This window comes from Paenibacillus sp. 23TSA30-6, from assembly GCF_014858585.1.
Taxonomy (GTDB): Bacteria; Bacillota; Bacilli; order Paenibacillales; family Paenibacillaceae; genus Paenibacillus.
Window position 1 is genome coordinate 19,596 of record NZ_SLTL01000024.1, and the last position, 25,693, is coordinate 45,288.

Sequence of the window (25,693 nt, forward strand, 5' to 3'; positions counted from 1 at the left end):
ATTGAAAAGCGAAAGGGAGAGCATCCATGACAAGCAGAACCAAAAGGACGATATGGTCGGTTCTAGCCGTGATTATCGTCGCGATTGTCGGCTTTGCCGTGTATTATTTTTCATCCATTTATAATCAACTGGACAATCTGCATAAAGAGGGTGCAAACTCCCCATTCAAAAATGTAACGCAGGTCGATCAGGTGCGCACACCAGACCCGCCCAAGTGGGAAGGTACGGACCCGGTCAACATTTTGCTGATGGGTGTCGATGGTCGTGGTATCCAAAAAGGGGAAGTCCCCCGGTCGGACAGTATGATGGTCGTATCGCTTGACCCCGTCAAGAAAAAGATTCACCTCTTCTCTATTTTGCGTGATACGTACGTGGATATTCCCGGCTACAATAAAAGTCGGATTAACACCGCCATTACTCACGGCCCCAACACGGCCATGAAGGCGGCTGGCGACCTGCTGGGGATTCCGGTGCAATATTATGTATATACCGATTTTCAAGGATTTATTAAGCTGGTGGACGCCGTGGGCGGCATTGATCTTGAAGTGGAGAAGGATATGCACTATACAAGCAATGCGGATAAGCATGAATACGATATTGACTTGAAAAAGGGCATGCAGCATCTGGGCGGCAAAGAGGCGCTTCAATACGTGCGGTTTCGTCACGACGCCATGTCGGACTTCTCCCGATCAGGACGTCAGCGTGCATTTTTGGAGGCTATAGCACAGAAAATGCAGAGCACGACCTCCATTGCCAATTTGCCGAGCATTTTGCAGCAGGTAAACCCGTTTATTGATACGAATCTTAGTGTCAACGATATGTGGAGGCTGGCAAACGTCGGCTACCAAAGCAACTTTGCTGGCAGTGAGCAGGTTCCGCCGATGAAGCTGCTTGGGGAAGAGAATGTAGGCGGCGCGCAGGTTCTTACCGTCCGTGATCCGGAAGAATTGAAAAAGTACGTGCAGGATATATTCAATAATCCTCCTGTACAGACACAGGAACAAAATAAGGATCAAAACAAAACGAAGCAACCGGACAGTGCATCATCGTCCAAGACGGATAAGGCTTCTTTCACGGGTGGCAGCAATACCAGTAGTAATGCTGCTGCCACACAATCGACAACAAAGACAGGACAAAAAGAGCTATAATGATGTATGCAGGGGGCAGCCGTGAACGCTGCCCTTTGGTGTGTGTATATCCTATTTTAATGAACGGAAAGGAAGTTTTGGATGATGAAACGGGAAACCTCCGAAGCATTATATAAAGAAGCACTGGAGCATATTGTCGGGGGCGTAAACAGTCCTTCACGCTCTTTCAAGGCTGTGGGCGGTGGTGCTCCGGTATTTATGAAACGCGCCAAAGGCGCTCATTTCTGGGACGTGGATGATAATCGGTACATTGATTATTTAGCGGCTTACGGCCCTATTATTACCGGACATGCCCACCCTCATATTACCAAGGCCATTAGTGAGGCGGCGGCGAACGGGGTATTGTACGGAACCTCAACGGTATTGGAAATCAAGCTCGCCAAGATGCTAAAGGAAGCCATTCCTTCCATGGACAAGGTCCGGTTTGTGAATTCCGGCACAGAAGCAGTCATGACGACGATCCGTGTTGCACGGGCCTATACGAAGCGAAATAAGATCATCAAATTTGCAGGCTGCTACCACGGTCACTCGGATCTGGTGCTCGTAGCCGCAGGCTCCGGCCCGTCCACGCTGGGCATACCGGACAGCGCAGGAATTACGACCAACATTGCGAGCGAGGTTATTACCGTGCCTTTCAATGATCTGGACGCGTTGCGCCAAGCCCTGGAGCGTTGGAGTGACGATGTGGCAGCGGTCATGGTCGAGCCGATTGTCGGCAATTTCGGCATGGTGATGCCGCAGCCCGGTTTTCTGGAAGGGCTATGCTCGATGGCACGGGCAAACGGTTCGCTCGTCATCTATGACGAGGTCATTACCGCGTTCCGCTTCCACTACGGCTCCACCCAAACGTACGCCGGATTGGACAATCATGATGCGATTCAGCCGGATTTGACCGCGCTGGGTAAAATCATGGGCGGCGGCCTGCCGATCGGTGCCTACGGCGGCAGCAAGCATGTGATGGAGCAGGTTGCTCCACTCGGCCCTGCTTATCAGGCGGGCACCATGGCGGGCAACCCGGCTTCCATCTCGTCAGGCATTGCATGTCTTGAAGTACTTCAAGGCGAAGGCGTGTATGAAGAGATGGAACGTCTCGCTGTGAGACTGACGGATGGTATCGCTTCCTCAGCCGCACGTCATGGCGTGCCGTTGACAATTAACCGCATCCGTGGGGCATTCTCGACACATTTCTGTGATCATCCGATCACGAACTACGATGAGGCGCAGGATACAGACGGCGAGGCGTTCGCTTCCTTCTTCCGCCATATGCTGGATCGCGGTATTCATCTGGCCCCATCGAAGTATGAAGCGTGGTTCCTCACAACGGCGCACACAGATGAAGACGTGGATGCTACGCTGGAAGCGGCGGACGATTCTTTCCGTGCGATGGCGCAGGGCAAGTAAGCAGATTAATAAATGATGGAATGCTGATAGGATAAGAGCCGGAAGCAGCTTTTAGGATTGGGATATCCCACCTTTGAGACTGCCTTCCGGCTTTTTTAATTTGCCAACTGTACCCGTACAGTTGTACATCTTATGGATTGTATCAAATGACACCATCCGGGTATATTGGGAGGAGCAACATGTTGAAATCATTCAGGATAGGCTAATGAAAACAAATGCCTGAGCCATTACGGAGGTTTATCATGCAAAGTCGTTCCAAAACGGGAGCCGCCTATCTGGCTGCTCTCGGCTATGCCGCTATACTCGGTTTTTCATTTTTGTTTGTGAAGCTGACGGTCACAGAGGCCAGCCCGCTGGATGTAATCGCCCACCGCTTTGCTTTGTCTTTTATCGCTTTGACGGTTCCAGTACTGTTGGGCTGGATCAAGATTAACATCACGCGGCGTGATATCCTGCGTATTTTACCGCTGGCGCTACTCTCGCCTTTAGTGTATTTTCCACTGCAAGCCTTCGGACTAATGAGTACCTCTTCATCGGAAGGCGGCATTATTCAGGCGACCGTCCCTATCTTCACGCTGCTGCTGGCGTCCTATTTTATTAAAGAGCGTACAACGGTTGTCCAAAAGCTTTCCTTGCTGCTCTCTGTAGCAGGCGTTATTTTTATATTCGTGATGAAAAGTGGGGCGCCGCTGGCTTCGAACAGCTTCGGAGGTATTCTTCTGCTCGTGCTATCTGCGATATGCCTCTCCGGCTATAATGTACTGGCTCGTCCATTAACGCAAAAATACAATCCGCTGGAGCTAACCTACGTTACCTCCATTCTGGGATGTGTCGTTTTTAACTTGGTGGCCTTGGGATATCATACGATAGATGGTTCCTTGAGCACTTATATCGCTCCCCTGGTAAAGCCTGATTACTGGCTGGCACTGGCTTATCTGGGCATACTGTCTACCCTCGTCACCTCGCTTTTATCAAGCTTTGCCTTGAAGTGGATCGAAGCCTCGAAAATGAGTGTTATCGGTAATTTATCCACTCTCATTTCCATGATAGCAGGTGCTTACATTTTGAAGGAGCAACTCGCATACTATCACATTGTCGGGGCCGTTATTATTATTATCGGGGTATTGGGCACCAATTTTGGAGGTCGGAGAAGCTTCGAGCCGCGAAAAGCATCTGCTGCAAAGCCACTAAAAGTGGACTGAAGTAACATAAATGCTCACGGTTTTGACACAAAAAAGATATCCCCGAGCCGGAATAAATGACAGCCCGAGGGTATCTTTTTCAGTTCATCTATTTTACTTAGAATGGTTCACTGGAGATTAAATATCCCGCTCAAGCCAACATCTCAGCCTTCAACCGGGTACGCCATGACGCTCATTAATGCCAGTTCCGGCTGTGTCGTGTCCAGTCTACTATATTGCACAATCACCGGCACATCGCTGGTGACCGTAATCGCATAGGGGATGCCTGCCGGAATCCGTTCACCATCCCTCTCCAAAGAGGCCGTGCGGATATGACGGGTTCGCCTTCCTTCCACCACCTCGATCAATCCCTCCAGCGGCTCGCAGTCCTCAAAATAGATGTCTATACTCAGCTTGGCCCCTCGAGTTCCACAGTTCAGCACACATATACTCTCATGACTAAGCAGCTCTCCCCGGCTTTCGGGTGGAATATATCCATCGGGGATGACCCAGAATAAGCTGCCCCGCGGCAGGTTTACCTTTTCCTGAGTAAGCTCAGTATTTCTCATGCTATCCGACTCCTCTACCCGAATGGATTCTCCTTGGTACGCAGCAGTTGTGCCAGAAATGCAAGAGCCAATCCCTGACCCCAGCCCTGAATGCGTTTGTACGGCACGTTGCGGTAGCCGTCAATATCGTTCATCACGGCGGTTCCAGCGGATACACCCGTCACGGTGCCGTCCTCCTTGATTCGGGAAAGAATACCGTCGATTGCCTTTTGCGTGTATTTATTAAACAGTCGTCCCTGCATAAGCAAAGCTGTCGCAATGCCTGCAGAGCCCGAGGTTTCCAGATAGGAGATTTCATCATTCAGCACCGTATGCCACAGCCCTTCCGGGGATTGCAGCCGCACCAGCGCACTGAGCTGATCGCGCAGCGAACCGTCGATGATCATATAGGATGGATGCTGCACCTCCACGAATTTCAGCGCCTTTGCCATTGTGAGTGCTGCCCATGAATTTCCCCGCGCCCAGTAAATCCCCGACATCCGGCTTTGGTTCGCATGATCCCAACCGTGGTAATACAAATTCGTATCCGGGTCCTGCAAAAATTCCTCATGCCCGTGATATTGCCGGATACCGTCCTCCCAATATTCCTTGTTACCCAGCAGATGACCGATGCGCAGCAAATAGTAGCCTGCCATAAACATCGTATCCACCCACGCCTGCTGCGGAAATACGTCATGAAGTGAATTCACGGTATGCTGGAAAATGCCGTCGGCAAACCGCTCAGCTTTTTTGGCCAAAAATTCTGCCATCTCGATGGCGATATCAAGGTATTTTTGCTCACCTGTAGCCTGATACAGCGTCAGCAAGCAGTGTCCCACAGACACACCGTTCACCGAGAGCGGTGGAAGTCCATCCGCAATATTTTCATCGACCCATTCCTTTAATTTGGTCAAATACTTCTCGTTCCCGGTTGCTTCATAGGCTTCACACACCCCGTAAAAGGCCACACCACCAGGCCAATCCCAGCTATAGTGCATTTGAAATGTGCGTTCCACCACCCGGTCGATCACCTGTTTAATTTGTTCCTCATTAAAAATCAGTGCAGGCATTTCTTCGTCTCCCCCTTTGGTAATTTTCACGTTAACTGCCTCCTTGACACCCGTTAGAGAAAAACCCGTCCGTCTATCGTAAATATATGCGTAAGGGTTGCAAATCCAGCTCCTTCACAGCATCCACCACCATGTCTGCAATACAGACCGCACCGTTCTCATGAAAATGTGTATTATCCTCCAAGCCACTGGAAAAGTTCAAATATTCACCAGGCAGCAGCCACATAAAAAGCTCTTTGCTTGCCTCGGGACCCAGCCGCTCATATAACTCCTGCGTGCGGGCAGCCAAGTCAATCAGAGGCACGTTCGCCTCTTCCGCCAGCTCACGAACCGCTGTTACATAGTCACCATGTGTGTCGGATAGCGTACCATCCCCGTTAAAATAACGGCGGTGTACAGGTGTGACCAGCACTGGAGTAGCCTCATGACTTCTGGCTCCGTCAATGTAGAGGCGCAGATGCTCCTTGTAGGTCGTAAAAGGCTCTGTAGCCCGTTCCGGGTCCGACTTCTGATCATTATGGCCAAACTGGATGAACAGGAAGTCTCCTACTTTCATTTCAGTCAAAATGACGTCCAGCCGTCCTTCGTCCACGAAGCTTTTGGAGCTTCTTCCCGATACGGCATGATTATCCACGCAGACATCGTGCTTGAACAGGGCTGGCAAAGCCTGGCCCCAGCCTGTATATGGATAGCCGGACGCATCCTGATCCGTAACCGTGGAATCTCCGGCCAGGAACAGCCGGACGGTCTGTGGCGCTGGCGTAATCTCCAGCGCATTGAGCCGCGGGGCGGGGCCCGATACGGCGAGGCGCAGCTTGCCGCCCCTGACGGGCACCGCAAACCGGGCCTCTGTGAACTGGCCCGGCAGCGTGTGTAACGGGGGCAGCACATGCTTGCCCTCGCCCGCTTTGAGGCGTGTGAGCGTCTCTGCGAGCAGATCGCCGAGCAGCGCAGTGACGAGATACGTCCCGTCCTCCGGTACATCGGCGACAAACACAGCCCCCAGCGGAATGCAAAAGCTGCTTCGCAGCCGTGCGAGCATATCCTTAGGTGCGGATACGTCGGACATCTGCCTTTCCCGGCCATACACATGGTCTACGTCTTCAAACCCGTAGCCCTGCTCGGCAGTATACAGGCAATCCGGGGGTACTCCCGTGTAGCTATCCGCAGGCTCACCCGGACCAAAATCGAACTTCCACATTCCACTCACCTCTCCGCAATAGTCCTTAGCCCTACCCTATCCCTTCAATCCACTCGTACTCATTCCCTCAACAATCTGCTTCTGGAATGCGAAGAATACAGCGATAACCGGTAGCAAGCTTAAGATGGACATGGCGAACATCCCACCCCAGTTGGAGGCAGACTCGCTGTCGAGGAACATTTTGAGTGCAATAGAAACGGTATATTTATCCGGCGAGTTCAGATACAGTACCGGACCGAGCAAATCCTCCCATTTCCAGTAGAAAGAGAAGATTGCCGCCGTAGCCAGTGACGATTTAAGCAGGGGTAAAATAATTCGAAAATACAGCCGGAACTTGCCGCATCCGTCAATCGTCGCCGCTTCATCCAACTCTGCCGGTATCGTCCGTATAAACTGAACCATCAGGAAGATAAAGAACGGCATTCCGAAAAACGACGGTACTACCAGCGGCAAGATCGTATTGATCCACCCGAGCTTGGTGAAAATAATATATTGCGGTACCAGTACCACATCCCCTGGCAGCATCAGCGTCACCATCATCAGGGCAAACCACAAGTTACGCCCTCTGAATTTCAAACGTGCAAAGCCAAATGCGATCAATGAGGAGGAAAGCACAGCTCCAATCGTTGAAATCACAACGATAGTGAGCGAATTCATAATATATGTGCCAAAGTTATACCCAGTTGTGCCTTTCCAGCCTGTTACATAGTTTTGCCAGATCCATTCTGTAGGGAAAAGCGAGGATGCCGTGACGAATATCGTCCGACTTTCTTTAAACGAGCTGAACAGCATCCAAAACACGGGATACAGCATCAGGAGCGCCAGTGCAGCGACCAGAATATGATAAATTGGCCATTTGAACGTTTTCCATGCCATCGGTATCAGCGCCCCTTTTCCGTTTCATAGAATACCCAGTATTTGGAGGATATAAATAATATCGCTGTCAGGATCGCAATCATAATGAGCATGACCCAGGCCATGGCCGCCGCATATCCCATATTGCTGAACATAAACGCCTGCCGGAACAAATACAACGAATGCAGCATCGTTCCATCCATTGGACCGCCCTCGCCCTTGGAAATAACATACGCCGGAACGAAGGTCATAAAGGCACTGATCGTCTGCATAATCAGGTTAAATAGAATAATTGGACTAAGCAGCGGCAGCGTAATACTGAAAAATTTTCGCATTGGCGAAGCACCATCTACGCCGGACGCCTCGTACAATTCAACAGGAATATTCTTCAATCCTGCCAGAAAAATGAGCATGGACGAACCAAATTGCCATACAGACAAGGTGATCAGCATCGTCAGTGAAGCATCCGGATCACCAAACCATTTCACCGGAGTCGCCCCCAGGGTCGAAAGCAGGCTGTTCACAATGCCGTTATTACTGAAAATGTTCCGCCACATAATGGACACCGCAACACTGCCTCCGATAATAGACGGCAGATAATACATCGTCCGATACGTGCCGACCATGCGCGATTTGGTATTCAAAATCATAGCCACGAACAGCGCAAAAATCAGTCGCAGCGGTACGCCAACCAGTACATACGTAAACGTGACTCGGATTGAATTCCAGTATTTCGGGTCGCCTGTGAACATTTTCTCGAAGTTCCCCAGACCAATCCATTTGGGCGGAGTGAACAGATTGTAGCTTGTAAAGGACAGATACAGTGAAATAAACATCGGAATTAACGTAAACGCGAGAAAGCCCACAATAAACGGGCTGATAAACGCATATCCGGTCATATTGGCTCTCAAGCTCTGATGATTTCGCAAGCTCATCAAGCCTCCCTTCTGTTACAATTTCCCAAATAGATTGGATTAAAAATATTATATAGTCGTTGTTACGTGTATTTTATTATGATAATACAAAGGTAGCTTATGCAGTTTGCTCGTCGGGTTAACCGTACGCAATCAAGCTATGCACTACGCACGGTTAACTTAACGAAACTTGCATTCGCCCAAATGCTAAAGTTGGTTCAGGTACTCAAAGATAAGCTTCCATTGCATCGCCTACTGCTTATTATTCGCAAGAATGGCATTCGCATCTGCGCGGAATTTGACCGCTGCATCCTCAGGTTTCATCTGTCCGAAATTGACCTGCTCAATATAATCGGTCAGCGTTGCAATCACTTCCGGTGATCCAACTGGCGGCGGTGGGCTCATTGGGGAAGCTTTCGGCTCCATGGAAGCCACGAATTCAAACACCTGCTTCGTAGGCTCGCTTAACTCCGGTACTACAGCTTCCTTGATTTTGGCGGAAATCGGTACGCCCCGTTCGCCTTTAATCAATTTATTGGCTTCCACATCGTTCATCCAGAAATCAATAAACTTTGCCGCTTCATCCTTCACCTGCGAACGGGCAGCGACCGTCCAATACATCGTAGGCTGCATGTAGATACCTTTTTCCATATTCGGCCCAAACATCGGAGCCAGCGCCATTGGGCGGTTAACGACCTGCTGTAAGCCCACATACTGATTGGACCACTGCCAAATGCCGATGCCCGTTCCTTTTACGATATCGGATTCCTCAAGAATACCCTTGGTTTGGTTCATAATTTCAGGCGACGGGGTCGCCCCCTTCTTGATCAGATCAGCCAATCCGTCGAAGAAATCGACAAACAGCTTGTCATCGTCATACCCCAATCCTGTTCCTTCCGCATTGTAGAGGGACTTTCCTTGAGTACGCAAATAGTAATGGAAGAAAATATCGGCAGCCATGGAGCTGTCAAAGTATACTTTATTGGAGCCTGCCTTCAAGGCCAGTTCTTTGTATTGATCCCATGTCCAGTTGTCAGGAATTTTATCTATGCCCGCTTTTTTGAGCAACGCCGGGTCATACTGGAAACCCAGAACATTAACACCTGTTGGAATACCATATTGCTTTCCGGCAATTACGCCGGTTTTGAGTACATTTTCGGTCACATCAGCAACCTGAATTTTTTGATTCAAGTAAGGCGCTAGATCCTCCAGTTGGCCATTCTTCGCATATTGGCTAATGTATGAAATGTCCATTTGTACAATATCCGGCAGTTGGTTTGCCGCAGCCTGCGGGGCGAGCTTTTTCCAATAGTCATCAAAAGAGGCGTATTCCACATCAATCGTCACATTCGGATTTTTCTGCTTATACAGGTCGACGACCTTCTGCGTATATTCATGACGCGTATCCGATCCCCACCAAGCGATCCGCAACTTTACCTTCCCGTCTGCACTTGTGCCCGAATTGCCGCCGCCATTTGCTCCGCTGCATGCCGTCGTCAAAACGAGCAGCATAGCTATGATCAGAAACCATCCTTTTTTGCCCACCTATCTCTCCCCTTTTCGCTGTTCTTGAAAGGAGCCGTAATACAAGTGACAACGTATTTACGCTAATTTGATAGCGTTTACATTTGCTCCTGTTGTTATTTTCCCAAAAGCAGCGAAACATTGGAATACACAAATCAGGTTTTCTGGGTTCAAAAAACAGAGGGACTCCATCAGCTCATCCCCGTTCCTGTGACTTAATGTACTCGGAAGGCGTCATGCCGGCCCATTTTTTGAACACCTGGCTGAAATATTGGGCGTTTCCGCCGAAGCCGAACCATTCGGCCAGCTCGAACACCTTCACGTCTCCCGTCTCCCGAATATGCTCTGCTGCACGCTCGATGCGGTAGCGATTGACGTAATGCGAAAAGTTTTCACCCGTCACCTTTTTGAAAATTTTCCCTAAGTAGTCGGAATTCATGTACAGCATTTGACCCGCCACTCCGTTCAGTGACAAATCGGATTTTCTGTAGTTTTGCTCGATGATAGTGATCATTTTATCAACGGTGGAGGACTGCCGGGACACATTGCTTTTATAGTAGATCGCGGTCATTCGTCCGGCGGCTTCCTGTACGAAAGATTTGAGGCAAGCGAGTGTTTTTTGCTCAGCCAGCACGACCATTCGGCTGGTGAATGCCGCGCGTTCCTCCTCGGGACATATGCGAATCATGGCTGCATACAGTTGCAGCACATAGGAGCGGGTCACGGAAATTTCCAGCTTCATACGGGACAGGATGCCGAATAGCCGATCTACCTCCTGCGCTACCTCCTCCGTATTCCCCGCCTTAATCAGCAGGCCAAACTTCTCTTCGTCCAGCTCCAAGTCTGCCATCTCCCGGGGTTCTTCGGCTGCCAGATCCTCCTTGGTGATCAGACTGCCCTCCCCGGTGTAAAAACGGTGATTCATACAATGCAGCGTCTCCCGATACATCCCGCGTGAATGCTGCATACTATCCGACTCACTAACCGCGATCGTTACCTCCAGCTTGTAAAAGCGACGAAACGTCGCACGCACCGCTTCAATCTGCTTCATCAGCCGTGACGTGTCATCCCCGCTCTCCAGCACGATGAGCAGTTGTCCTTGCATGGTCGTCCCTAGCAATACATCGTCCATTAAATCCGCCGCAATATTTTGCAGCGCAAACAGATGCTCCGGCTCATGGGATTCCTCGACCCGCAGCAGGAGCATCCGAACCTGCTTATCTTGCAGCTCCAGACTGAATAACCGCTCATAAAAAGCGATATCCCGACTGCCGTAAGTTTTATAGGAAATAAACTCTTTCAAAAAATGCTCCTTCACATGAGGCAGCATACGCTGAAAATCAAGCTTCATCCGGTTCACGAACTGCTTGCGTTCGTCCTGTTCCTCCCGCTCCTGCCCCAGCTCGGTCAGCGCCTCATGGATTTGCCGCTCGTTGCAGGGCTTCAATAAATAGTGTTTTACCCCGTATTGCATGGCCCGACAGGCATAATCAAAATCCTTATAACCAGACAACAGAATGAAACGAACGTCCGGAAAATGCTCCGTCGTTCTCGCCACCAGTCCGATTCCGTCCAGTCCGGGCATAGAGATATCGCTAATGACAAAATCAGGCGGGCTGGCCTGAATCTGATCATACGCTTCAATCCCATTACGTGCCGTACCGACCAGCCTCGTACCCGCTTTGCCCCAATCGACCACCTGTGATATACCTTCCAAAATCATACGCTCATCATCAACCAGCAGCACCTTGTACATGATCCTGATCCCCTTTCACATATGGAATACAGACATGAATCGACGTTCCTGTTCCTGACTCGCTATGCAGCTCTATGCCCCACGGTGTACCAAACGTCAGGTCAATCCGCTCCTGAATGTTGGCAAGCCCAATACCCTGCCCCCGTGTAGCGACCTGCCCGCTCCGCAGCTGCTCCAAAAAATCCTGAGTCATGCCCTGCCCGTCATCCTCCACCCGCAGCAACAACGCCCCTTCTTGCTCCCGGGCAATGATAGCAATCCGACATGGCTCAATTCGCGGCTCCAGCGCGTAATGAATCGCATTCTCTACCAAAGGCTGGAGCGTTAACTTCGGAATTTGCACGTCCATCAGTTCTTCCGGTACATCCAGATGGAAAATGAGTCGCTCGTCGAAGCGTGTTTTTTGGATCGTTACATAACTTCGCACAATATCCAGCTCTTTTCGAAGTGGAATGAGCTGTTCTTCAAAACTGACGGCACTGCGTAGCAGAAAGGCCAGCGCCTCCACCATTTCCGAAATCCGATCCTGCTTATTCGCCTTGGCGAGCCAGTTCACGGACTCCAGCGTGTTATACAAAAAATGCGGATTAATCTGCGCCTGAAGCGCTTTAAGCTCCGTTTCCCGCAGCAATAGCTGCTTTGCCACATTCTCATTAATCAGCTCACGGATACGGCGGATCATCTTCTTATAGGTACGGTGCAGCAAGCCCACCTCATCCTGTGTGGAAAGCGGAACCGCGCCGAGAGCTTCCTCCTCCAGACGATCCAGATCGCCTTTTTCAATTTTACGCATGTTCTGGATTAATTGAACGATCGGCTTCGTAATACTGCCAGATAGTCGGGCCCCCAGTGCCAGCGCAATCAGAAGCATAATTACAAAAATTGCGCTTACAATTTCTTTGATGATCGTAATACTGCGAAACATGTCGTCGAAGGGGGTCATATGCAAATACGTCCAGCCCGTATAGGAGGATTTGGTTTGAGCTGCGAAAAAGGTTCCGCCTGTGTAGGTTGCAATACCATAAGGCTGCTTTCGCCCAAGCTCGGCCTGAATATCGCTGTCACTCAACAGCGGTGTTTCGGGATAGATCATACGTCTTCCGTCGGTGATCATTAGCTGTCCATCACCACCAGAAGTCTGCACACGGTCAGCTACAATCCGGTCAATCCGTACACGAATCGCCAGCGTTCCGAGTCCGTTCAGAGTAAAGTTGGAATCCGTAAAGGATTTGAACTGCCTCGCAGCCAGCAGGGAGGAGTGACCCGCCACATACCATGCATTGGAGCCGTTATGTTCGTCTGCCAGCATCGACAGGGTGGAGCGAAGCTCCTGAGGAATGCCCTCGCGGTTGCCCGCACTCATGACTTGCCCCTCTTTGTCGATCACCATCATAGAGTAGATATAGGTTTCAGAGCCGGCGAAGGCGATAAGCCTGTTCGTTATTTTTTTACGCAGCACCATTTTGGCATAAGGTGAGGTTTCCTTTTCCAATTGTAGCAGATAACGCTGAAGCTGCTCATCTGTTATCACCTTGAAAGTAACTTTTTCAACATCTTTCAGCTCATTTTCAATACCGATTGAGGAAATATTGAGCACTTCGGATGTCTTTTTATACATTTGATTATCATAAATATGAAATACGTATTTAAGTATGACTGCAACAACCGCAAAATTAACCAGCATGAGCACTGTAATCAACAGCACCATTTTATGATGGATTCCGGCATTTTTGAAAGCGCTTTTAAAATAGGTTATCAGTGGATGTCGCCTCCTTCGCTCGTCCTGTCCGGTCCAGTCTGGAATGGAGATTGCCTGATAAAGCTGTACATCATACAAAATACCCCAAGCCTTGGTCATTCGGCAAGAGGTATTTGTGTTCGCTTAGCGTTTGTCGGTTGGTTCCGATGGGTCCGCCTTGCTCATATATTCATCGTATCGGTCGTCCAGTTCCCGTGCCATGCTGCGGTATTTACGCGTCTCCTCCACAATAGGGTCGATATGGGTTTGAATCCGCACCTCATATTTAGGAGTAAGCCGTTCGCGTTTTTTGGCCTCATTCTCACGAATTTCGCCTTCCATCAGCATTTCACTGAGCTCGCGTTCCAATTCTTCGGATTGGCTCATCACGCTACCCTCCTTCAGAATGATCTGCGTTTTATTATAACCCGGTTGCGTCTGCTTCTTTCAGCACTTGAATGAGTTGAGAATGAATAGCCGTATTGGTCGCTGCAATATGTCGCACACTCAGGTCATAAGGTCTACCGAGCGTATCTGTGATCGTTCCCCCCGATTCCTGCACCAGCAAAGCGCCCGCTGCCACATCCCAAGCATTCAGACCGATTTCACAGTAAGCTGTAAGCCGTCCTGAAGCCACATAGGCCAAATGCAATGCTGCCGAGCCAAGCGCCCGGATGCCTCTCACCTGAGGTGTAAGTGCCTGTGTAATCTTCATATTTAGCGGCTGTGCAAAAGTGCGGTCCGGCGGGAAGCCGATGCACACCAGACTATCTCCCAGTGTTTCTTCTCTGGATGCTCTCATTGGATTGCCATGGACATACGCGCCCTTACCTTTTTCAGCTACAAACATTTCGTCGCGGGACGGATCATAAATGACACCGACAATCACCTCTCCACGGTGGGCCAAGGCGATAGATACACTGTAGTACGGTAGGCTGTGTACAAAATTGGTCGTGCCGTCTACCGGATCAATAATCCACAAATATTCCTCTTCGCGAGCAGCCTCCAACGCACGGGCCGAAGCCTCAGCCCCCGGCTCTACACCCTCTTCGCCCAGAATGGCATGGTCGGGAAAATGGGTAAGAATCAGTCTGCGGATCATTTGCTCCGCACCTTTATCCACTTCGGTCACAAGGTCCGTCGAAGATTGCTTGGTGCTTAACTGCTCAACGGTACCCAGTCTGCTTTTGATCCATTCCCCGGCTTTGGATGCTGCGTTAATGGCCACAGCGGTATAGCTTTTTCCTGATACGATATAGGGAACCTTTTCGTTTTCATGTTCATTCAACGTGTTCACTCTACTTTCTATATCATTGTTACGTGGTTTACGAAGCTGCATTACAGCACAGTTTCTTAACCATCTCTATTAAAGGTACACATCTAGTTTACACATTCTAGTATACACAATAAGCTTCATAAAGTTTCTCTATATGGGAGCATTATCCGCGGAACACTATTCTTTAAGGCGTAATTTCTACCGAAGCCCCATCCAGCACCTTCACTCCGTCACCTTCACGTGCACGCAGTTCGTCCATCAGTCTGAACAACGCTTCATCCTTGCGTTTGGCTTCAAGCATGACATCAATCTGATCCGTATATCCGGCAATGTTGCGCAAAAAAGTAAGCAGCGGCTCCACCTGGACACCATCCGCATGACCGCGGGGGTCTTTTTCACTTTTGGGGCTGGATGCATGGATTTTGGGTGGCAGTGGATGATCGGGAGAAGATCCCGTTTGAGCCAGTTCCCCTTTCCAGGTATCCAAAATGCCGGGCCACAGCTCCCACGGCTTCTCGCCCTCATTATTCACCCATTGATGATGAATGTCGAGAACCATCGGCAGCCCCGTCCGCTTGCACGCATCCAGCGTTTCCATCGCATTAAACGTTTTATCATCATTTTCCAGCGTCATTCGTTCCCTTAACGAAAGCTCCAGCGCACCCACTTGCTCTACAAAACGCTGACTCGACGTCACCTTGTCTCCATACGCGCCGCCGATATGAATGTTGTTCTTGGCATCCGCACCAAGTCCCATCGCCTCCAGCATCGCTTTATGATGCTTGAGATCGTTAATGGAGCTTTGCAGCACTTCCGGGCGGGGAGTGCTCAGCACTGTAAAATGATCCGGGTGAAACGATACCCTCATCCCGTTCGCTTTGACAACATTCCCGACCTCTGCAAAATCAGCGGCAAGCGCCTGAAAAGGGTCCCAGTCACGCAAATCCTGATGAGTCGCCAGCGGAATCAGCTTGGATGAAAAACGGTACACCTTGATATCGCTCGCCCGATTATGACGCAGCAGCCGCAGTGTATTATGCAGATTTTCGGCTGCAATCCGCTCCAGTTTGCGAATCGCGGCCTCTCGATCTCCAATTTTGTTAAAGCTGGCGAGCGTCATCGTTTTGGAGGGCGACGCATTTTGTACGGTGACTGACATGGCTACATAGCCGAACCTTACTATCATAGGGTGTCCTTCCTTTCAGCAGATCGCAGTAGATGGCAAGGCCGCTTTCGTTCTGTGACCTCAATCCCTTTTCTACTGATCATACCCGGAAAAGCTCCCTCTGATTCGGCGTGAACCAGTTCTTGTCCTGCCTATTGCGCTCCAAAAAACATTTCATCCGCCAAGGCGGTCTGAATTCTTGCTTCCTCTTCATTCAGTTTGCGAATGAGGATCATTTCAACCTCGGTCACTTCGTCGCCCTGAAAATTGATTTCGGCAATACAGCCGACAATCTGCACGATGGCAACTGCCACATTGTCCGCACTGTAAGCGATGACCTTCTGGCCTGTCGGGAACACACGCAGTCCGGATTTAACCATTTTACCGCGTCCGTATTCCAGCAGTTCGTACAATTCCTGTTCGCTCTTGAATTTGCACACCGAGTTAAATTCCGTTTGAAAGCCCATGTTTAGCCGCCACCTTTCGTGATTAAGGATTTGCAAATCCTAATTGTAAACCGTGTATATGAACAAAAAGGGGAGTGATCAGCTCCCCCTGGTTCGTTTTATGAGTTCTCATAGTGCAGCGCAGACCTGCGTTCATAACGCTCCAGTGCGAGCGCAATCATGCGGTCCAGCAAGCTTTGATAGGATACGCCCGTTTCTCTCCACAGCAATGGATACATACTGAACGGCGTAAAGCCCGGCATCGTGTTTATTTCATTAATTAGAATATGTCCGTCCGAACGTCTGACGAAGAAATCGGCTCGGGAAATCCCGCAGCCCTCCAGAGCGCGGAATGCCTGCAATGCAGCTTCACGGATACGATCCGCCACTTCCTCGTCCAACGGTGCCGGAATGAGCATTTCTGATTGGCCGTCCGTGTATTTGGCAGCATAATCGTAATAGTCACTGGACGATACAATTTCCCCCGGTACGGAAGCAATCGGCTCGTCGTTGCCAAGTACGCTGACCTCGACCTCGCGGGCATCGACATACTCCTCCACAATGACCTTCAGATCAAATTGCAGAGCCAACTCGACTGCTTTTTCCAGCTCTTCCCGGTTATTGGCTTTGGAAATGCCGACACTTGATCCCAGATTCGCCGGTTTGACGAAGCACGGGTACCCTAACTCGGTTTCCATGTGGCGCACCAAATCATGACTCGTTTGTGACCACTGTGTACTGTTAAAATAACAGTATTTCACTTGCGGCAATCCTGCATGCTCAAACAGCTTCTTCATGACGCCTTTGTCCATCCCTGCGGCAGAAGCCAGCACACCTGCACCGACATAAGGCATATCTGCCATTTCGAACAAGCCCTGAATCGTTCCGTCCTCACCAAAGGTGCCGTGCAGCAGCGGGAACAGCACATCCAGCGTCTGCTCTCCGTACAGCTTGCCAAACAACGTATCTAATGCCGCCTTCGTACCGCCCTCTGCGCGCTCCAGCTTCAATTGCTCTACGGAAGCCAAAGGTGCGTCAAGCAGCAACCCTCTGCGCCAATCGCCAGCCTTCGTAATATAAAAAGGAATAATCTCGTATTTCTCATAATCAAAAGCGTTCAGTACCGCATACGCCGTTTGCAGCGAAACCTCATGTTCACCCGATTTGCCGCCGTACACCAGCCCTACGGTCAATTTTTGTTTTGCCATGCCTATCCTCCGCTTTCCTGCTTTCGTCATTGTGCCTGATTTGCGTCACTGTACCTGTTATAAACATTTCATTTAAAAATAGTCGGCGATATGATAAAAGCGATACACCGTGTTGTCCGTCCACGCATACGAATTTTTGTAGTCCCAATAACGATGTCTGGAGCTTACTGTATGCGCATTGACAAGCGGCATCCCGCCCGCATCAAAGGCCGTTACCACCGTGCTGTGCTGAAAGGTGCCGTCACCATCCCAATCATAAAAAATGACGTCACCCAGCATTAGCTGCTCCGGACGACTCACCTGCTCGGCGGTCAACCCCCACGAGCTGGAGCCCAAATACCGCTCCAGACTGTTGGAAACCGCCCAACTGTAGCTCCACAGCTCACGTCCGGTGACCCGTCCTTTGTACCACCAGCCCGATTCTCTTTTACCAGTATAGTGGATCGGTGCGCCCCCTGCAAAGAGGCATTGCGAGATATAATTGGTGCAATCCACATCAAAACCTTCAAACTCCGGGTTGAAGCTATCCCACCACTGATCCGCATAGGCTGCCGCCTCTTCCCGGCGATATCGGCTGGGGCGTGCTGATGAGCCAAAACCCAGTACACCGCGATTCAACAGCGGTAGATTCCCTCCCTGATTAAACGACGCCTGTTCAAAAGGAACCTCTCCCCCCGCTGGCTTTCGTTCTGCCGGATCACGCTCAATTCTTGCCACCTGCCAGGCTTCACCCTCGCGCGTGAACGTCAGACGTTCCCGTTCAATACGATCCTCCCGGTGGGTCATTCCGCCTTTTTCATAAAAGAGCCGGACATGCAGTTGTACATCCACCACAGCCTCTTCCGGCGTATCCTGCACAATTCGCAGCGGCTTGGCGCGTGTTTCGCTACGTAATGGAACGGCGTTCCGCTCGTTATACCACTGTTCCAATCTGGCCGTACGGGCCGCACGCTCCATCCGCTGACCTACCTCCAGATATTCATCCGGCTGTGGAGCGCTGTTCACCTCACTCCGGTTATATTGGTTCACATAAGCAAAAAGGGCCTGCTTCCATTCCCGCTCCCCCATCCCTGTCCCTCCATTTCCGTCCCGCCATCCCTGTTTGGGAATAGCCGGGATACTGAATAACTTTCTTACTTCCCTCTATAGCCTGATATGGCTCTCTATCTATAAGTATGAATCTCTAAAGCTTGGTATGAACACGGAAACACAAGAAAGAGGAACGTTTTATTTTCCAGGCTTCGGTGTACAAATTAGGCCAAAAAAACTTTACGTAATCGATTGAAAACGGTATACTTAATGCAGAAACATTATTTTGAAATTAGGTTTCATCTAATGAAACTAATTAAAATCATCTTCTCCTCTATTATGAAAATAACGGTTATCCATAGGTTAATCGGTTATTCTTCAAATCAGCCATGCTGCTTTCATGAGAGCGTAACCAAATTAAACCAACTGTGCAAGACGTCGAAAAAACGACATCCCTATTTTTCCCCAAGCATCCACTTCAAGGAGGTAATACTTATGTCAGGAAAAGATGAATTCTCCATTGCCCGCAGTCTCGAAGTCAACGGCAAGCCTTACCGTTATTACAGTCTCAAGGCACTGGAGGAACAAGGAAAAAGCGGTATCGCCAAGCTGCCCTTCTCCATTAAAGTGTTGCTGGAAGCCGCTGTGCGCCAATTCGATGGACGCGCAATAACTGAGGAGCATGTGCAACAGCTTACAGGCTGGGCTGAGGATCGTGACACCAACAAGGAAATTCCGTTCATCCCTGCACGCATCGTACTTCAGGATTTCACCGGTGTTCCGGTGGTTGTCGATTTGGCAGCCATGCGCGATACTGTGAAAAAAGCGGGCGGCGATCCGAAACAAATCAACCCGCTCGTACCCGTCGATCTCGTTATCGACCACTCGGTTATGGTCGATGCCTTCGGTACCAGCGAAGCGCTGGACTATAATATTAATGTAGAATTTGAGCGTAACGAGGAACGGTACCGTTTTCTGCGCTGGGCGCAAACGGCGTTCAACAACTTCCGTGCAGTGCCACCGTCCACCGGTATCGTCCATCAGGTCAATCTGGAGTATCTCGCATCCGTGGCCACCACCAAAACCATTGACGGCGAAACCGTCGTCTTCCCGGATTCCCTCGTCGGAACGGATTCCCATACGACGATGATTAACGGCCTGGGTGTTGTAGGCTGGGGCGTCGGCGGGATTGAAGCAGAGGCGGGAATGCTGGGGCAACCGCTGTATTTTGTCACTCCCGATGTTATCGGCTTCAAGCTGACAGGCAGTCTGACGGAAGGCTCTACCGCCACCGATCTGGCACTCACTGTAACCCAAATGCTGCGTAAAAAAGGCGTAGTCGGCAAATTCGTGGAATTTTACGGACCCGGCCTGGCTAACATCAGCTTGGCTGACCGTGCAACGGTTGCCAATATGGCACCGGAATACGGCGCAACGGTTGGCTTCTTCCCGGTCGATGCGGAAACGCTGGCCTACCTGCGCAGCACCGGACGTTCTGATGAGCAAGTGAGTCTTGTAGAGGAATATTACAAAGCGCAAGGCATGTTCCGCACATCCGACACGCCGGACCCTGCGTTCAGTGATACGATTGAGCTGGATCTGGCTTCGGTTGTACCAAGTCTCGCGGGTCCCAAACGTCCGCAAGACCGTGTTGAGCTTAGCCGCATGAAGGAAACCTTTGAAGGCATTATCCGTACCCCTGTGGACAAAGGCGGCTACGGACTGAGTGATGAAAAGATCGCGCAGAAGATTCCGCTGACCCACCCGGACGGCTCCACCAGCGAGCTGGGTACTGGCGCAGTCGTGATTGCGGCTATCACAAGCTGCACAAACACTTCCAACCCTAGCGTTATGCTGGGCGCAGGCTTGCTCGCCAAAAAGGCAGTACAACGCGGGCTCAAAAAGCCGGGCTATGTGAAAACCAGCTTGACGCCGGGCTCCCTTGTCGTGACGGAATACCTGCAAAAAGCCGGGCTGATCGGTCCGTTGGAAGCCCTCGGCTTCCATGTGGCAGGCTACGGCTGCGCGACCTGTATCGGTAACTCCGGGCCACTTCCTGACGAAGTGAGTCAAGCCATCACAGACCACGATTTGACGGTTGGCGCAGTCATTTCCGGCAACCGGAACTTTGAGGGCCGCGTACATGCGCAAGTCAAAGCCAACTACCTCGGCTCACCGCCACTGGTTGTTGCTTATGCGCTGGCAGGTACGGTGAACATTGATTTGGTGAATGATCCGCTCGGTTACGATCAGGACAATCAGCCGGTCTACCTGAAAGACATCTGGCCAACTTCCGAGGAAATTAAGGAAGCGATCAGCCTGTCGCTCAGCCCGGATATGTTCCGTCGTAAATATGAGAATGTATTTACTGCCAACGAAAAATGGAACTCCATTCCGGTTCCTGAAGGCGAACTGTATGAATGGGATGAAAAATCAACCTATATTCAAAATCCACCATTCTTTGAAAAACTTCAGGATGGCGTGCAGGATATCAAGGAAATCCGTAATGCCCGTGTGCTTGCCCTGTTGAATGATTCGGTCACTACGGACCATATCTCACCAGCAGGCAACATCGCCCCTTCCAGCCCGGCAGGACTGTACTTGAAGGAGCATGGCGTGGAACGCAAGGACTTCAACTCCTACGGCTCCCGTCGCGGTAACCACGAGGTCATGATGCGCGGTACATTCGCCAACATTCGTATCCGCAACAACGTAGCTCCCGGCACCGAGGGCGGCGTGACCAAATACTTGCCGACGGATGAGGAAATGTCCATCTACGATGCATCTATGAAATATCAGGCAGCCGATCAAAACCTGATCGTTATTGCCGGCAAGGAATACGGCACAGGCAGCTCCCGTGACTGGGCAGCGAAGGGTACGCTTCTGCTGGGTGTCAAAGCCGTCATTGCAGAAAGCTTCGAGCGGATTCACCGCAGTAACCTGGTCGGCATGGGCGTGCTTCCACTGCAATTCCAGGAAGGCTACGGCTGGTCCAGCCTGGGTCTGAACGGTCGTGAAACGTTTGACATTCTCGGCATCGACAATGACGTGAAGCCGGGTCAAGAGCTTACCGTTGTGGCCAAACGCGAGGATGGCACGAAGTTCGAGTTCCCGGTAACTGCCCGTCTGGACAGCACCGTCGATATTGATTACTACCATAACGGCGGCATTCTGCAAACCGTATTGCGTCAGATGATTCAAGAATAAAGAGCGAATGAATAATAAAAATCCCCTTCAAAATGCAGTGAAAAACTGCAAATTGAGAGGGGATTTTTAACTATAAATGCATACTCGAAGCATTCAGGAGAAAACATATGCCTATGATTGAAAATACGAGGGTTATAAGAACTGTGAAGAGACTAGGCAGACTTTTCATTATTGAACCCTCTTCACTATTGAACTGACGGCTGAGATAGGGTTGGAATATAAGCAGAGATGCGATGCGTCGTCCACCACGCAATTTCATTCGAAAGCAACCATGGAAACCTCAAACCGATTAGACGATTAGGTTTTAATGTAGTGCATGTTATCCCTACTGCTAAATGTAATATAGACGATAGGATTAAGACCATATTTAAAGTGCTGAACAGAAACTTGCCTGAATATTTCAGCATGAGAGCAAGGTAAATCAGATCCCCATCTTCGAACCTCCCTATAGCAGGAATCATACGATTTACTTTTATTATGCATTTTTTTCAAAAACCAACCAGGAGAAAAACATCACAACAACAAAAAAGCCGCTCCCTCAGGACCGACTTCTAACCATTTTCACATCTAACCTTACCTTTATTCCCACCAGCTACTTCGAAATATCGAGAAAACCCTCTCCGAACACGTCTCGCACGTCATGAATCGTGATGAACGCTGCTGTATCGATAGCCTTCACAATCTTTTTAAGCGCCGACACCTCTTGTTTACTAATGACGATATATAGAACTTCTTTCGGGTTTTTCGTGTAATATCCGTGGCCTGACAGGACTGTAACTCCCCGATCCATTTGGGTAATGACCATCTCGGCAATTTTGTTTTGATGCTCCGAAATGATCATGACCGCTTTTTTTGGGTTCAGTCCTTCGATCATAAAATCCATAACCTTCGTACCGACATACAAAATAACGATAGTCAGCATAAGCTTTTCCGGGCCAATAATAAAATAGGACGAAAACGCAACAATCAGATCAAAAAACAGCAAGCCATAGCTGATGTTCCAATCCAGATATTTGTTGGCGATCCGGGCCAAAATGACCGTTCCTGCTGTTGTACCGCCCACCCGCACGATCAGGCCAATTCCGATACCCACCAAAACCCCGGCAAATACGGCGTTAATCGTCGGCTCATGCGAATCAATCCGCCAGTTGGCCGTTAAATGTAAAAACAGCGAGTTAAAAGCAACCGCAATCACAGTGTACAGGGTTGTTCTCTTGTCCAAAAATTTATATCCGACAATCAGCAGCAAGCCATTGATTACTAGATTGACGATCGAAGGGGACCACTGAAACAGGTAGTACAAAATAATCGTGACCCCTGTAACGCCCCCCTCGCCAAACTCATTCGGGATAACAAACAGATTAACAGCCAGCGCGAAAAAAAACGCACCCAGAATAATAAATGCGATGTCCGCAATACTTTTTTTCATATATGTCCTGGTCCTTTCTCAAACATTTCAACGGATGAATCGCCAGATGGATTGGCTGATTCTAGTAGCTAAAACACGCTTACAACCAGTTCATGGTATCCACTCCCAAACATAAAGTCAATACAACTTTGACACTTTAATTCGCCACCAGACTGACTTCATATTGACTTATATAAGGGTATTCGACAAAAAAACACAATCCCGACTACTAAACTAAGAAAACGGGCCTCTGGCCCTTGTTTTGGACCTAGGCACATTTTCCTTCAAAATGACCATCCGCCTAATCCGAATTTTGGACTCGCATGACCATTTTCCTGTTTTATGTCAAAAACGTTTTAATTTGAAAAAATGCGTTTATAATGATTGAAACATTACCAAGCAGTCTACCCGGTATTACGACATCAAGTACATACGAATAGTCCTATACAGACGTCCTAAGCAACTCAATCTGAATTTGACAAAATGGAATTGGAGGAACAACCCACATGAATACAATGAATTTAACTGTACACACCTTGATGCCTTTCCATCACCAATACCAACGTGCCAACGCGGTGAGTATGCAGAAGAAAGAAGACAGCTCGGAGAAGAAGCTCAGCTTTCAGGACATTTTGAATGAGAAAATGGGTAAAAAATAAAGCCGCCGTTTATCCGGTTGCATGATCTCGCTTTACATAAGCTAAAAAGCCGTGGCTTCCTACATCATCTGTAGAGAACCACGGCTTTTGTTATTCATACGTTCATAAGTTTAAGGATTTACTGCCCGGCATCCCGATACTGCTCTGCCTTCTCACGCATCCCGGCGGCTACCGCTTCTTCGGTGTTCAGCCCCTTATCCGCCGCATAGGCGCGAATGTCCTGCGTGATACGCATACTGCAAAACTTGGGACCGCACATCGAGCAAAAGTGTGCTTCCTTGGCTCCCTCTGCTGGCAGCGTCTCATCATGGTAGGACAAGGCCCGCTCAGGGTCGAGCGAAAGATTGAACTGGTCACGCCAGCGGAATTCAAAGCGTGCCTTGGACAAAGCATCGTCACGCTGCTGCGCCCGTGGATGGCCTTTCGCCAGATCGGCAGCATGTGCCGCAATTTTGTACGTAATAACACCTTCACGAACGTCATCCTTGTTCGGCAGACCCAAATGCTCCTTCGGCGTAACATAGCACAGCATGGACGTCCCGAACCAACCAATCATCGCTGCCCCGATCGCCGAGGTAATATGATCATAGCCAGGTGCAATATCCGTCGTGAGCGGTCCCAGTGTATAAAAGGGAGCTTCCTTGCAAATCTCCATTTGCAGGTCCACATTCTCCTTGATTTTGTGCATCGGGACATGTCCCGGCCCTTCAATCATAACCTGAACATCATGCTTCCAGGCAATTTGCGTTAACTCGCCCAACGTATCCAGCTCAGCAAACTGTGCTTCATCATTCGCATCATAGATACTGCCTGGACGTAGACCGTCTCCGAGGGAAAAGGCCACATCGTAGGCTTTCATAATTTCGCATATTTCTTCAAAATGTGTGTACAAAAAGTTCTCCCGATGGTGCGCAAGACACCAAGCCGCCATGATCGACCCTCCACGGGACACAATTCCCGTCATTCTGCTTGCCGTCATCGGAATATACCGCAGCAGCACGCCCGCATGAATTGTAAAATAGTCCACGCCCTGCTCCGCCTGCTCAATCAGCGTGTCACGATACAGCTCCCATGTTAGCGCCTCTGCTTCGCCGTTCACCTTTTCAAGCGCCTGATACAGCGGTACAGTCCCAATCGGCACAGGGGAGTTACGGATGATCCATTCACGCGTTGTATGGATATTACGGCCTGTGGACAGGTCCATGACCGTATCCGAGCCCCAGCGTACAGCCCAGGTCATTTTCTCCACTTCCTCCTCGATGGAGGACGTAACCGCAGAATTACCAATGTTCGCATTAATCTTCACGTGAAAATGACGACCAATCACCATCGGCTCACTTTCCGGGTGATTGATATTTGAAGGCAAAATAGCTCGTCCTGCCGCCAACTCCTGCCGTACAAACTCAGGCTCCACCCCTTCGCGGATCGCCGCAAATTCCATTTCGGGCGTAATGATCCGTTGCCGCGCATAATGCATTTGCGTTACACTACGCCCTTGCCGCGCACGAAGCGGACGGTTGGTTACGCCGGGAAATTCAGCCGTCTCCCGTTTGGAGCCGGGCTTCAACCCGTTATCCTCCGGCTTGACGGCGCGCCCCTCGTAAGCCTCCACATCGCCTCGTTCCAGTGCCCAAGCTCGCCGTAATGGAGGCAAGCCCTTACGGATATCGACCTGATAGGCTTCGTCGGTCATGGGACCGCTCGTATCGTACACACGTAACGGCTCATGATGCTCCGTGCCCTGCGGCGTATGTGTGGGATGCAGGGCAATTTCACGCTCCGGTACGGCAATGTCCGGCCGCGAGCCTTGAATATATACCTTGCGGCTCCCCGGAAAGGGCTTCACCCCTCCTGTCTGTTCATCCACTGCGTTCCCTACTGTTCCTTCTGTTTCTGTCGGTTTCATTGTCCATTCCTCCCGTTTCGATGAAATGACACACCGATCCGGAACCATCCCCA

Annotated in this window: 22 protein-coding genes; 5 read left to right on the forward strand and 17 right to left on the reverse strand. The window is 50.0% G+C overall.

Annotation, left to right across the window (positions count from 1 at the left end):
- The first annotated feature begins 26 nt into the window (after positions 1 to 26).
- The 3 genes from E0698_RS19540 (at position 27) to E0698_RS19550 (ending at position 3,751) form a co-directional block, all read left to right on the forward strand.
- The gene (locus E0698_RS19540) at positions 27 to 1,148 is read left to right on the forward strand and encodes an LCP family protein (RefSeq protein ID WP_192512645.1); all 1,122 of its coding nucleotides are present in this window, start codon (positions 27 to 29) and stop codon (positions 1,146 to 1,148) included.
- Between the two features lie 84 nt (positions 1,149 to 1,232).
- Positions 1,233 to 2,549: a glutamate-1-semialdehyde 2,1-aminomutase gene (locus tag E0698_RS19545; protein ID WP_025684386.1), complete on the forward strand. Its 1,317-nt coding sequence runs from the start codon at positions 1,233 to 1,235 to the stop codon at positions 2,547 to 2,549.
- A 242-nt stretch (positions 2,550 to 2,791) separates the two neighbouring features.
- Positions 2,792 to 3,751 carry a DMT family transporter gene (locus E0698_RS19550; protein WP_192512646.1) on the forward strand — a complete coding sequence of 320 codons (960 nt, stop codon included), beginning with the start codon at positions 2,792 to 2,794 and terminating at the stop codon, positions 3,749 to 3,751.
- A gap of 143 nt (positions 3,752 to 3,894) precedes the next feature.
- On the opposite strand, the gene E0698_RS19555 is transcribed toward E0698_RS19550, so the two are convergent.
- The 14 genes from E0698_RS19555 to E0698_RS19620 form a co-directional block, all read right to left on the reverse strand.
- The gene (locus E0698_RS19555) at positions 3,895 to 4,299 is read right to left on the reverse strand and encodes a sensory rhodopsin transducer (RefSeq protein ID WP_192512647.1); all 405 of its coding nucleotides are present in this window, start codon (positions 4,297 to 4,299) and stop codon (positions 3,895 to 3,897) included.
- Positions 4,300 to 4,313: 14 nt separating this feature from the next.
- On the reverse strand, positions 4,314 to 5,348 hold the full coding sequence (locus E0698_RS19560) for a glycoside hydrolase family 88/105 protein (protein ID WP_192512673.1): 1,035 nt from the start codon (positions 5,346 to 5,348) through the stop codon (positions 4,314 to 4,316).
- A 73-nt stretch (positions 5,349 to 5,421) separates the two neighbouring features.
- Entirely contained in the window at positions 5,422 to 6,549 is a 1,128-nt protein-coding gene (locus tag E0698_RS19565) for a rhamnogalacturonan acetylesterase (protein ID WP_192512674.1), read from the reverse strand.
- Between the two features lie 36 nt (positions 6,550 to 6,585).
- Positions 6,586 to 7,425, reverse strand: a complete 840-nt coding sequence (locus tag E0698_RS19570; protein WP_137061560.1) for a carbohydrate ABC transporter permease — start codon at positions 7,423 to 7,425, stop codon at positions 6,586 to 6,588.
- A gap of 5 nt (positions 7,426 to 7,430) precedes the next feature.
- Positions 7,431 to 8,339, reverse strand: a complete 909-nt coding sequence (locus E0698_RS19575; protein ID WP_192512648.1) for a carbohydrate ABC transporter permease — start codon at positions 8,337 to 8,339, stop codon at positions 7,431 to 7,433.
- 231 nt (positions 8,340 to 8,570) lie between these two features.
- On the reverse strand, positions 8,571 to 9,863 hold the full coding sequence (locus E0698_RS19580) for an extracellular solute-binding protein (RefSeq protein WP_192512649.1): 1,293 nt from the start codon (positions 9,861 to 9,863) through the stop codon (positions 8,571 to 8,573).
- A gap of 175 nt (positions 9,864 to 10,038) precedes the next feature.
- Complete coding sequence (locus E0698_RS19585) at positions 10,039 to 11,598, reverse strand: response regulator transcription factor (protein WP_192512650.1); 1,560 nt, start codon at positions 11,596 to 11,598, stop codon at positions 10,039 to 10,041.
- Positions 11,576 to 13,306, reverse strand: coding sequence for a sensor histidine kinase (locus tag E0698_RS19590; RefSeq protein WP_202894986.1), 1,731 nt, complete (start codon positions 13,304 to 13,306; stop codon positions 11,576 to 11,578). Before E0698_RS19590 ends, E0698_RS19585 begins: the two co-directional genes overlap by 23 nt.
- A 174-nt stretch (positions 13,307 to 13,480) precedes the next feature.
- Entirely contained in the window at positions 13,481 to 13,723 is a 243-nt protein-coding gene (locus E0698_RS19595) for a hypothetical protein (RefSeq protein ID WP_134911212.1), read from the reverse strand.
- 34 nt (positions 13,724 to 13,757) lie between these two features.
- Entirely contained in the window at positions 13,758 to 14,624 is an 867-nt protein-coding gene (locus E0698_RS19600) for an inositol monophosphatase family protein (protein ID WP_025685346.1), read from the reverse strand.
- A gap of 172 nt (positions 14,625 to 14,796) precedes the next feature.
- Positions 14,797 to 15,798 (reverse strand): UV DNA damage repair endonuclease UvsE, encoded by a 1,002-nt coding sequence (gene uvsE, locus E0698_RS19605; protein WP_192512651.1) that lies wholly within the window; start codon positions 15,796 to 15,798, stop codon positions 14,797 to 14,799.
- A 131-nt stretch (positions 15,799 to 15,929) separates the two neighbouring features.
- A complete protein-coding gene (locus E0698_RS19610; protein ID WP_025685344.1) occupies positions 15,930 to 16,244 on the reverse strand; it encodes a hypothetical protein in 315 nt (104 codons plus the stop codon).
- A gap of 98 nt (positions 16,245 to 16,342) precedes the next feature.
- On the reverse strand, positions 16,343 to 17,431 hold the full coding sequence (locus tag E0698_RS19615) for a D-alanine--D-alanine ligase (RefSeq protein ID WP_134911215.1): 1,089 nt from the start codon (positions 17,429 to 17,431) through the stop codon (positions 16,343 to 16,345).
- Positions 17,432 to 17,503: 72 nt separating this feature from the next.
- Entirely contained in the window at positions 17,504 to 18,499 is a 996-nt protein-coding gene (locus tag E0698_RS19620) for an amidase domain-containing protein (protein ID WP_192512652.1), read from the reverse strand.
- Between the two features lie 456 nt (positions 18,500 to 18,955).
- On the opposite strand from E0698_RS19620, the gene acnA reads away from it, so the two are divergent.
- Positions 18,956 to 21,667: an aconitate hydratase AcnA gene (acnA, locus tag E0698_RS19625; RefSeq protein WP_192512653.1), complete on the forward strand. Its 2,712-nt coding sequence runs from the start codon at positions 18,956 to 18,958 to the stop codon at positions 21,665 to 21,667.
- Between the two features lie 185 nt (positions 21,668 to 21,852).
- Here acnA and E0698_RS27720 read toward each other — a convergent pair whose 3' ends face one another.
- Together E0698_RS27720 and E0698_RS19635 are read right to left on the reverse strand one after the other, a co-directional pair.
- A complete protein-coding gene (locus E0698_RS27720; protein WP_192512654.1) occupies positions 21,853 to 22,128 on the reverse strand; it encodes an SdpI family protein in 276 nt (91 codons plus the stop codon).
- 131 nt (positions 22,129 to 22,259) lie between these two features.
- The gene (locus tag E0698_RS19635; protein WP_192512655.1) at positions 22,260 to 23,096 is read right to left on the reverse strand and encodes a YitT family protein; all 837 of its coding nucleotides are present in this window, start codon (positions 23,094 to 23,096) and stop codon (positions 22,260 to 22,262) included.
- A gap of 485 nt (positions 23,097 to 23,581) precedes the next feature.
- Here E0698_RS19635 and E0698_RS19640 point away from each other — a divergent pair, with 485 nt between their 5' ends.
- Positions 23,582 to 23,734, forward strand: coding sequence for a hypothetical protein (locus E0698_RS19640; protein WP_010348453.1), 153 nt, complete (start codon positions 23,582 to 23,584; stop codon positions 23,732 to 23,734).
- Between the two features lie 118 nt (positions 23,735 to 23,852).
- On the opposite strand, the gene thiC is transcribed toward E0698_RS19640, so the two are convergent.
- Positions 23,853 to 25,640 (reverse strand): phosphomethylpyrimidine synthase ThiC, encoded by a 1,788-nt coding sequence (gene thiC, locus E0698_RS19645; RefSeq protein ID WP_202894982.1) that lies wholly within the window; start codon positions 25,638 to 25,640, stop codon positions 23,853 to 23,855.
- Positions 25,641 to 25,693 lie beyond the last annotated feature (53 nt).

Coding starts and splice junctions, on each gene's coding strand:
- E0698_RS19565 (WP_192512674.1), bottom strand. CDS start 6,549: ATGTGGAAGTTCGATTTTGGTCCGGGTGAGCCTGCGGATAGCTACACG.
- E0698_RS19575 (WP_192512648.1), bottom strand. CDS start 8,339: ATGAGCTTGCGAAATCATCAGAGCTTGAGAGCCAATATGACCGGATAT.
- E0698_RS19560 (WP_192512673.1), bottom strand. CDS start 5,348: ATGCCTGCACTGATTTTTAATGAGGAACAAATTAAACAGGTGATCGAC.
- E0698_RS19620 (WP_192512652.1), bottom strand. CDS start 18,499: ATGGGGGAGCGGGAATGGAAGCAGGCCCTTTTTGCTTATGTGAACCAA.
- E0698_RS27720 (WP_192512654.1), bottom strand. CDS start 22,128: ATGATTCCTGCTATAGGGAGGTTCGAAGATGGGGATCTGATTTACCTT.
- E0698_RS19590 (WP_202894986.1), bottom strand. CDS start 13,306: ATGGTGCTGTTGATTACAGTGCTCATGCTGGTTAATTTTGCGGTTGTT.
- E0698_RS19585 (WP_192512650.1), bottom strand. CDS start 11,598: ATGTACAAGGTGCTGCTGGTTGATGATGAGCGTATGATTTTGGAAGGT.
- E0698_RS19550 (WP_192512646.1), top strand. CDS start 2,792: ATGCAAAGTCGTTCCAAAACGGGAGCCGCCTATCTGGCTGCTCTCGGC.
- E0698_RS19540 (WP_192512645.1), top strand. CDS start 27: ATGACAAGCAGAACCAAAAGGACGATATGGTCGGTTCTAGCCGTGATT.
- E0698_RS19640 (WP_010348453.1), top strand. CDS start 23,582: ATGAATACAATGAATTTAACTGTACACACCTTGATGCCTTTCCATCAC.
- acnA (WP_192512653.1), top strand. CDS start 18,956: ATGTCAGGAAAAGATGAATTCTCCATTGCCCGCAGTCTCGAAGTCAAC.
- E0698_RS19545 (WP_025684386.1), top strand. CDS start 1,233: ATGAAACGGGAAACCTCCGAAGCATTATATAAAGAAGCACTGGAGCAT.
- E0698_RS19615 (WP_134911215.1), bottom strand. CDS start 17,431: ATGGCAAAACAAAAATTGACCGTAGGGCTGGTGTACGGCGGCAAATCG.
- E0698_RS19570 (WP_137061560.1), bottom strand. CDS start 7,425: ATGGCATGGAAAACGTTCAAATGGCCAATTTATCATATTCTGGTCGCT.
- thiC (WP_202894982.1), bottom strand. CDS start 25,640: ATGAAACCGACAGAAACAGAAGGAACAGTAGGGAACGCAGTGGATGAA.
- E0698_RS19610 (WP_025685344.1), bottom strand. CDS start 16,244: ATGGGCTTTCAAACGGAATTTAACTCGGTGTGCAAATTCAAGAGCGAA.
- E0698_RS19635 (WP_192512655.1), bottom strand. CDS start 23,096: ATGAAAAAAAGTATTGCGGACATCGCATTTATTATTCTGGGTGCGTTT.
- E0698_RS19595 (WP_134911212.1), bottom strand. CDS start 13,723: ATGAGCCAATCCGAAGAATTGGAACGCGAGCTCAGTGAAATGCTGATG.
- uvsE (WP_192512651.1), bottom strand. CDS start 15,798: ATGATAGTAAGGTTCGGCTATGTAGCCATGTCAGTCACCGTACAAAAT.
- E0698_RS19555 (WP_192512647.1), bottom strand. CDS start 4,299: ATGAGAAATACTGAGCTTACTCAGGAAAAGGTAAACCTGCCGCGGGGC.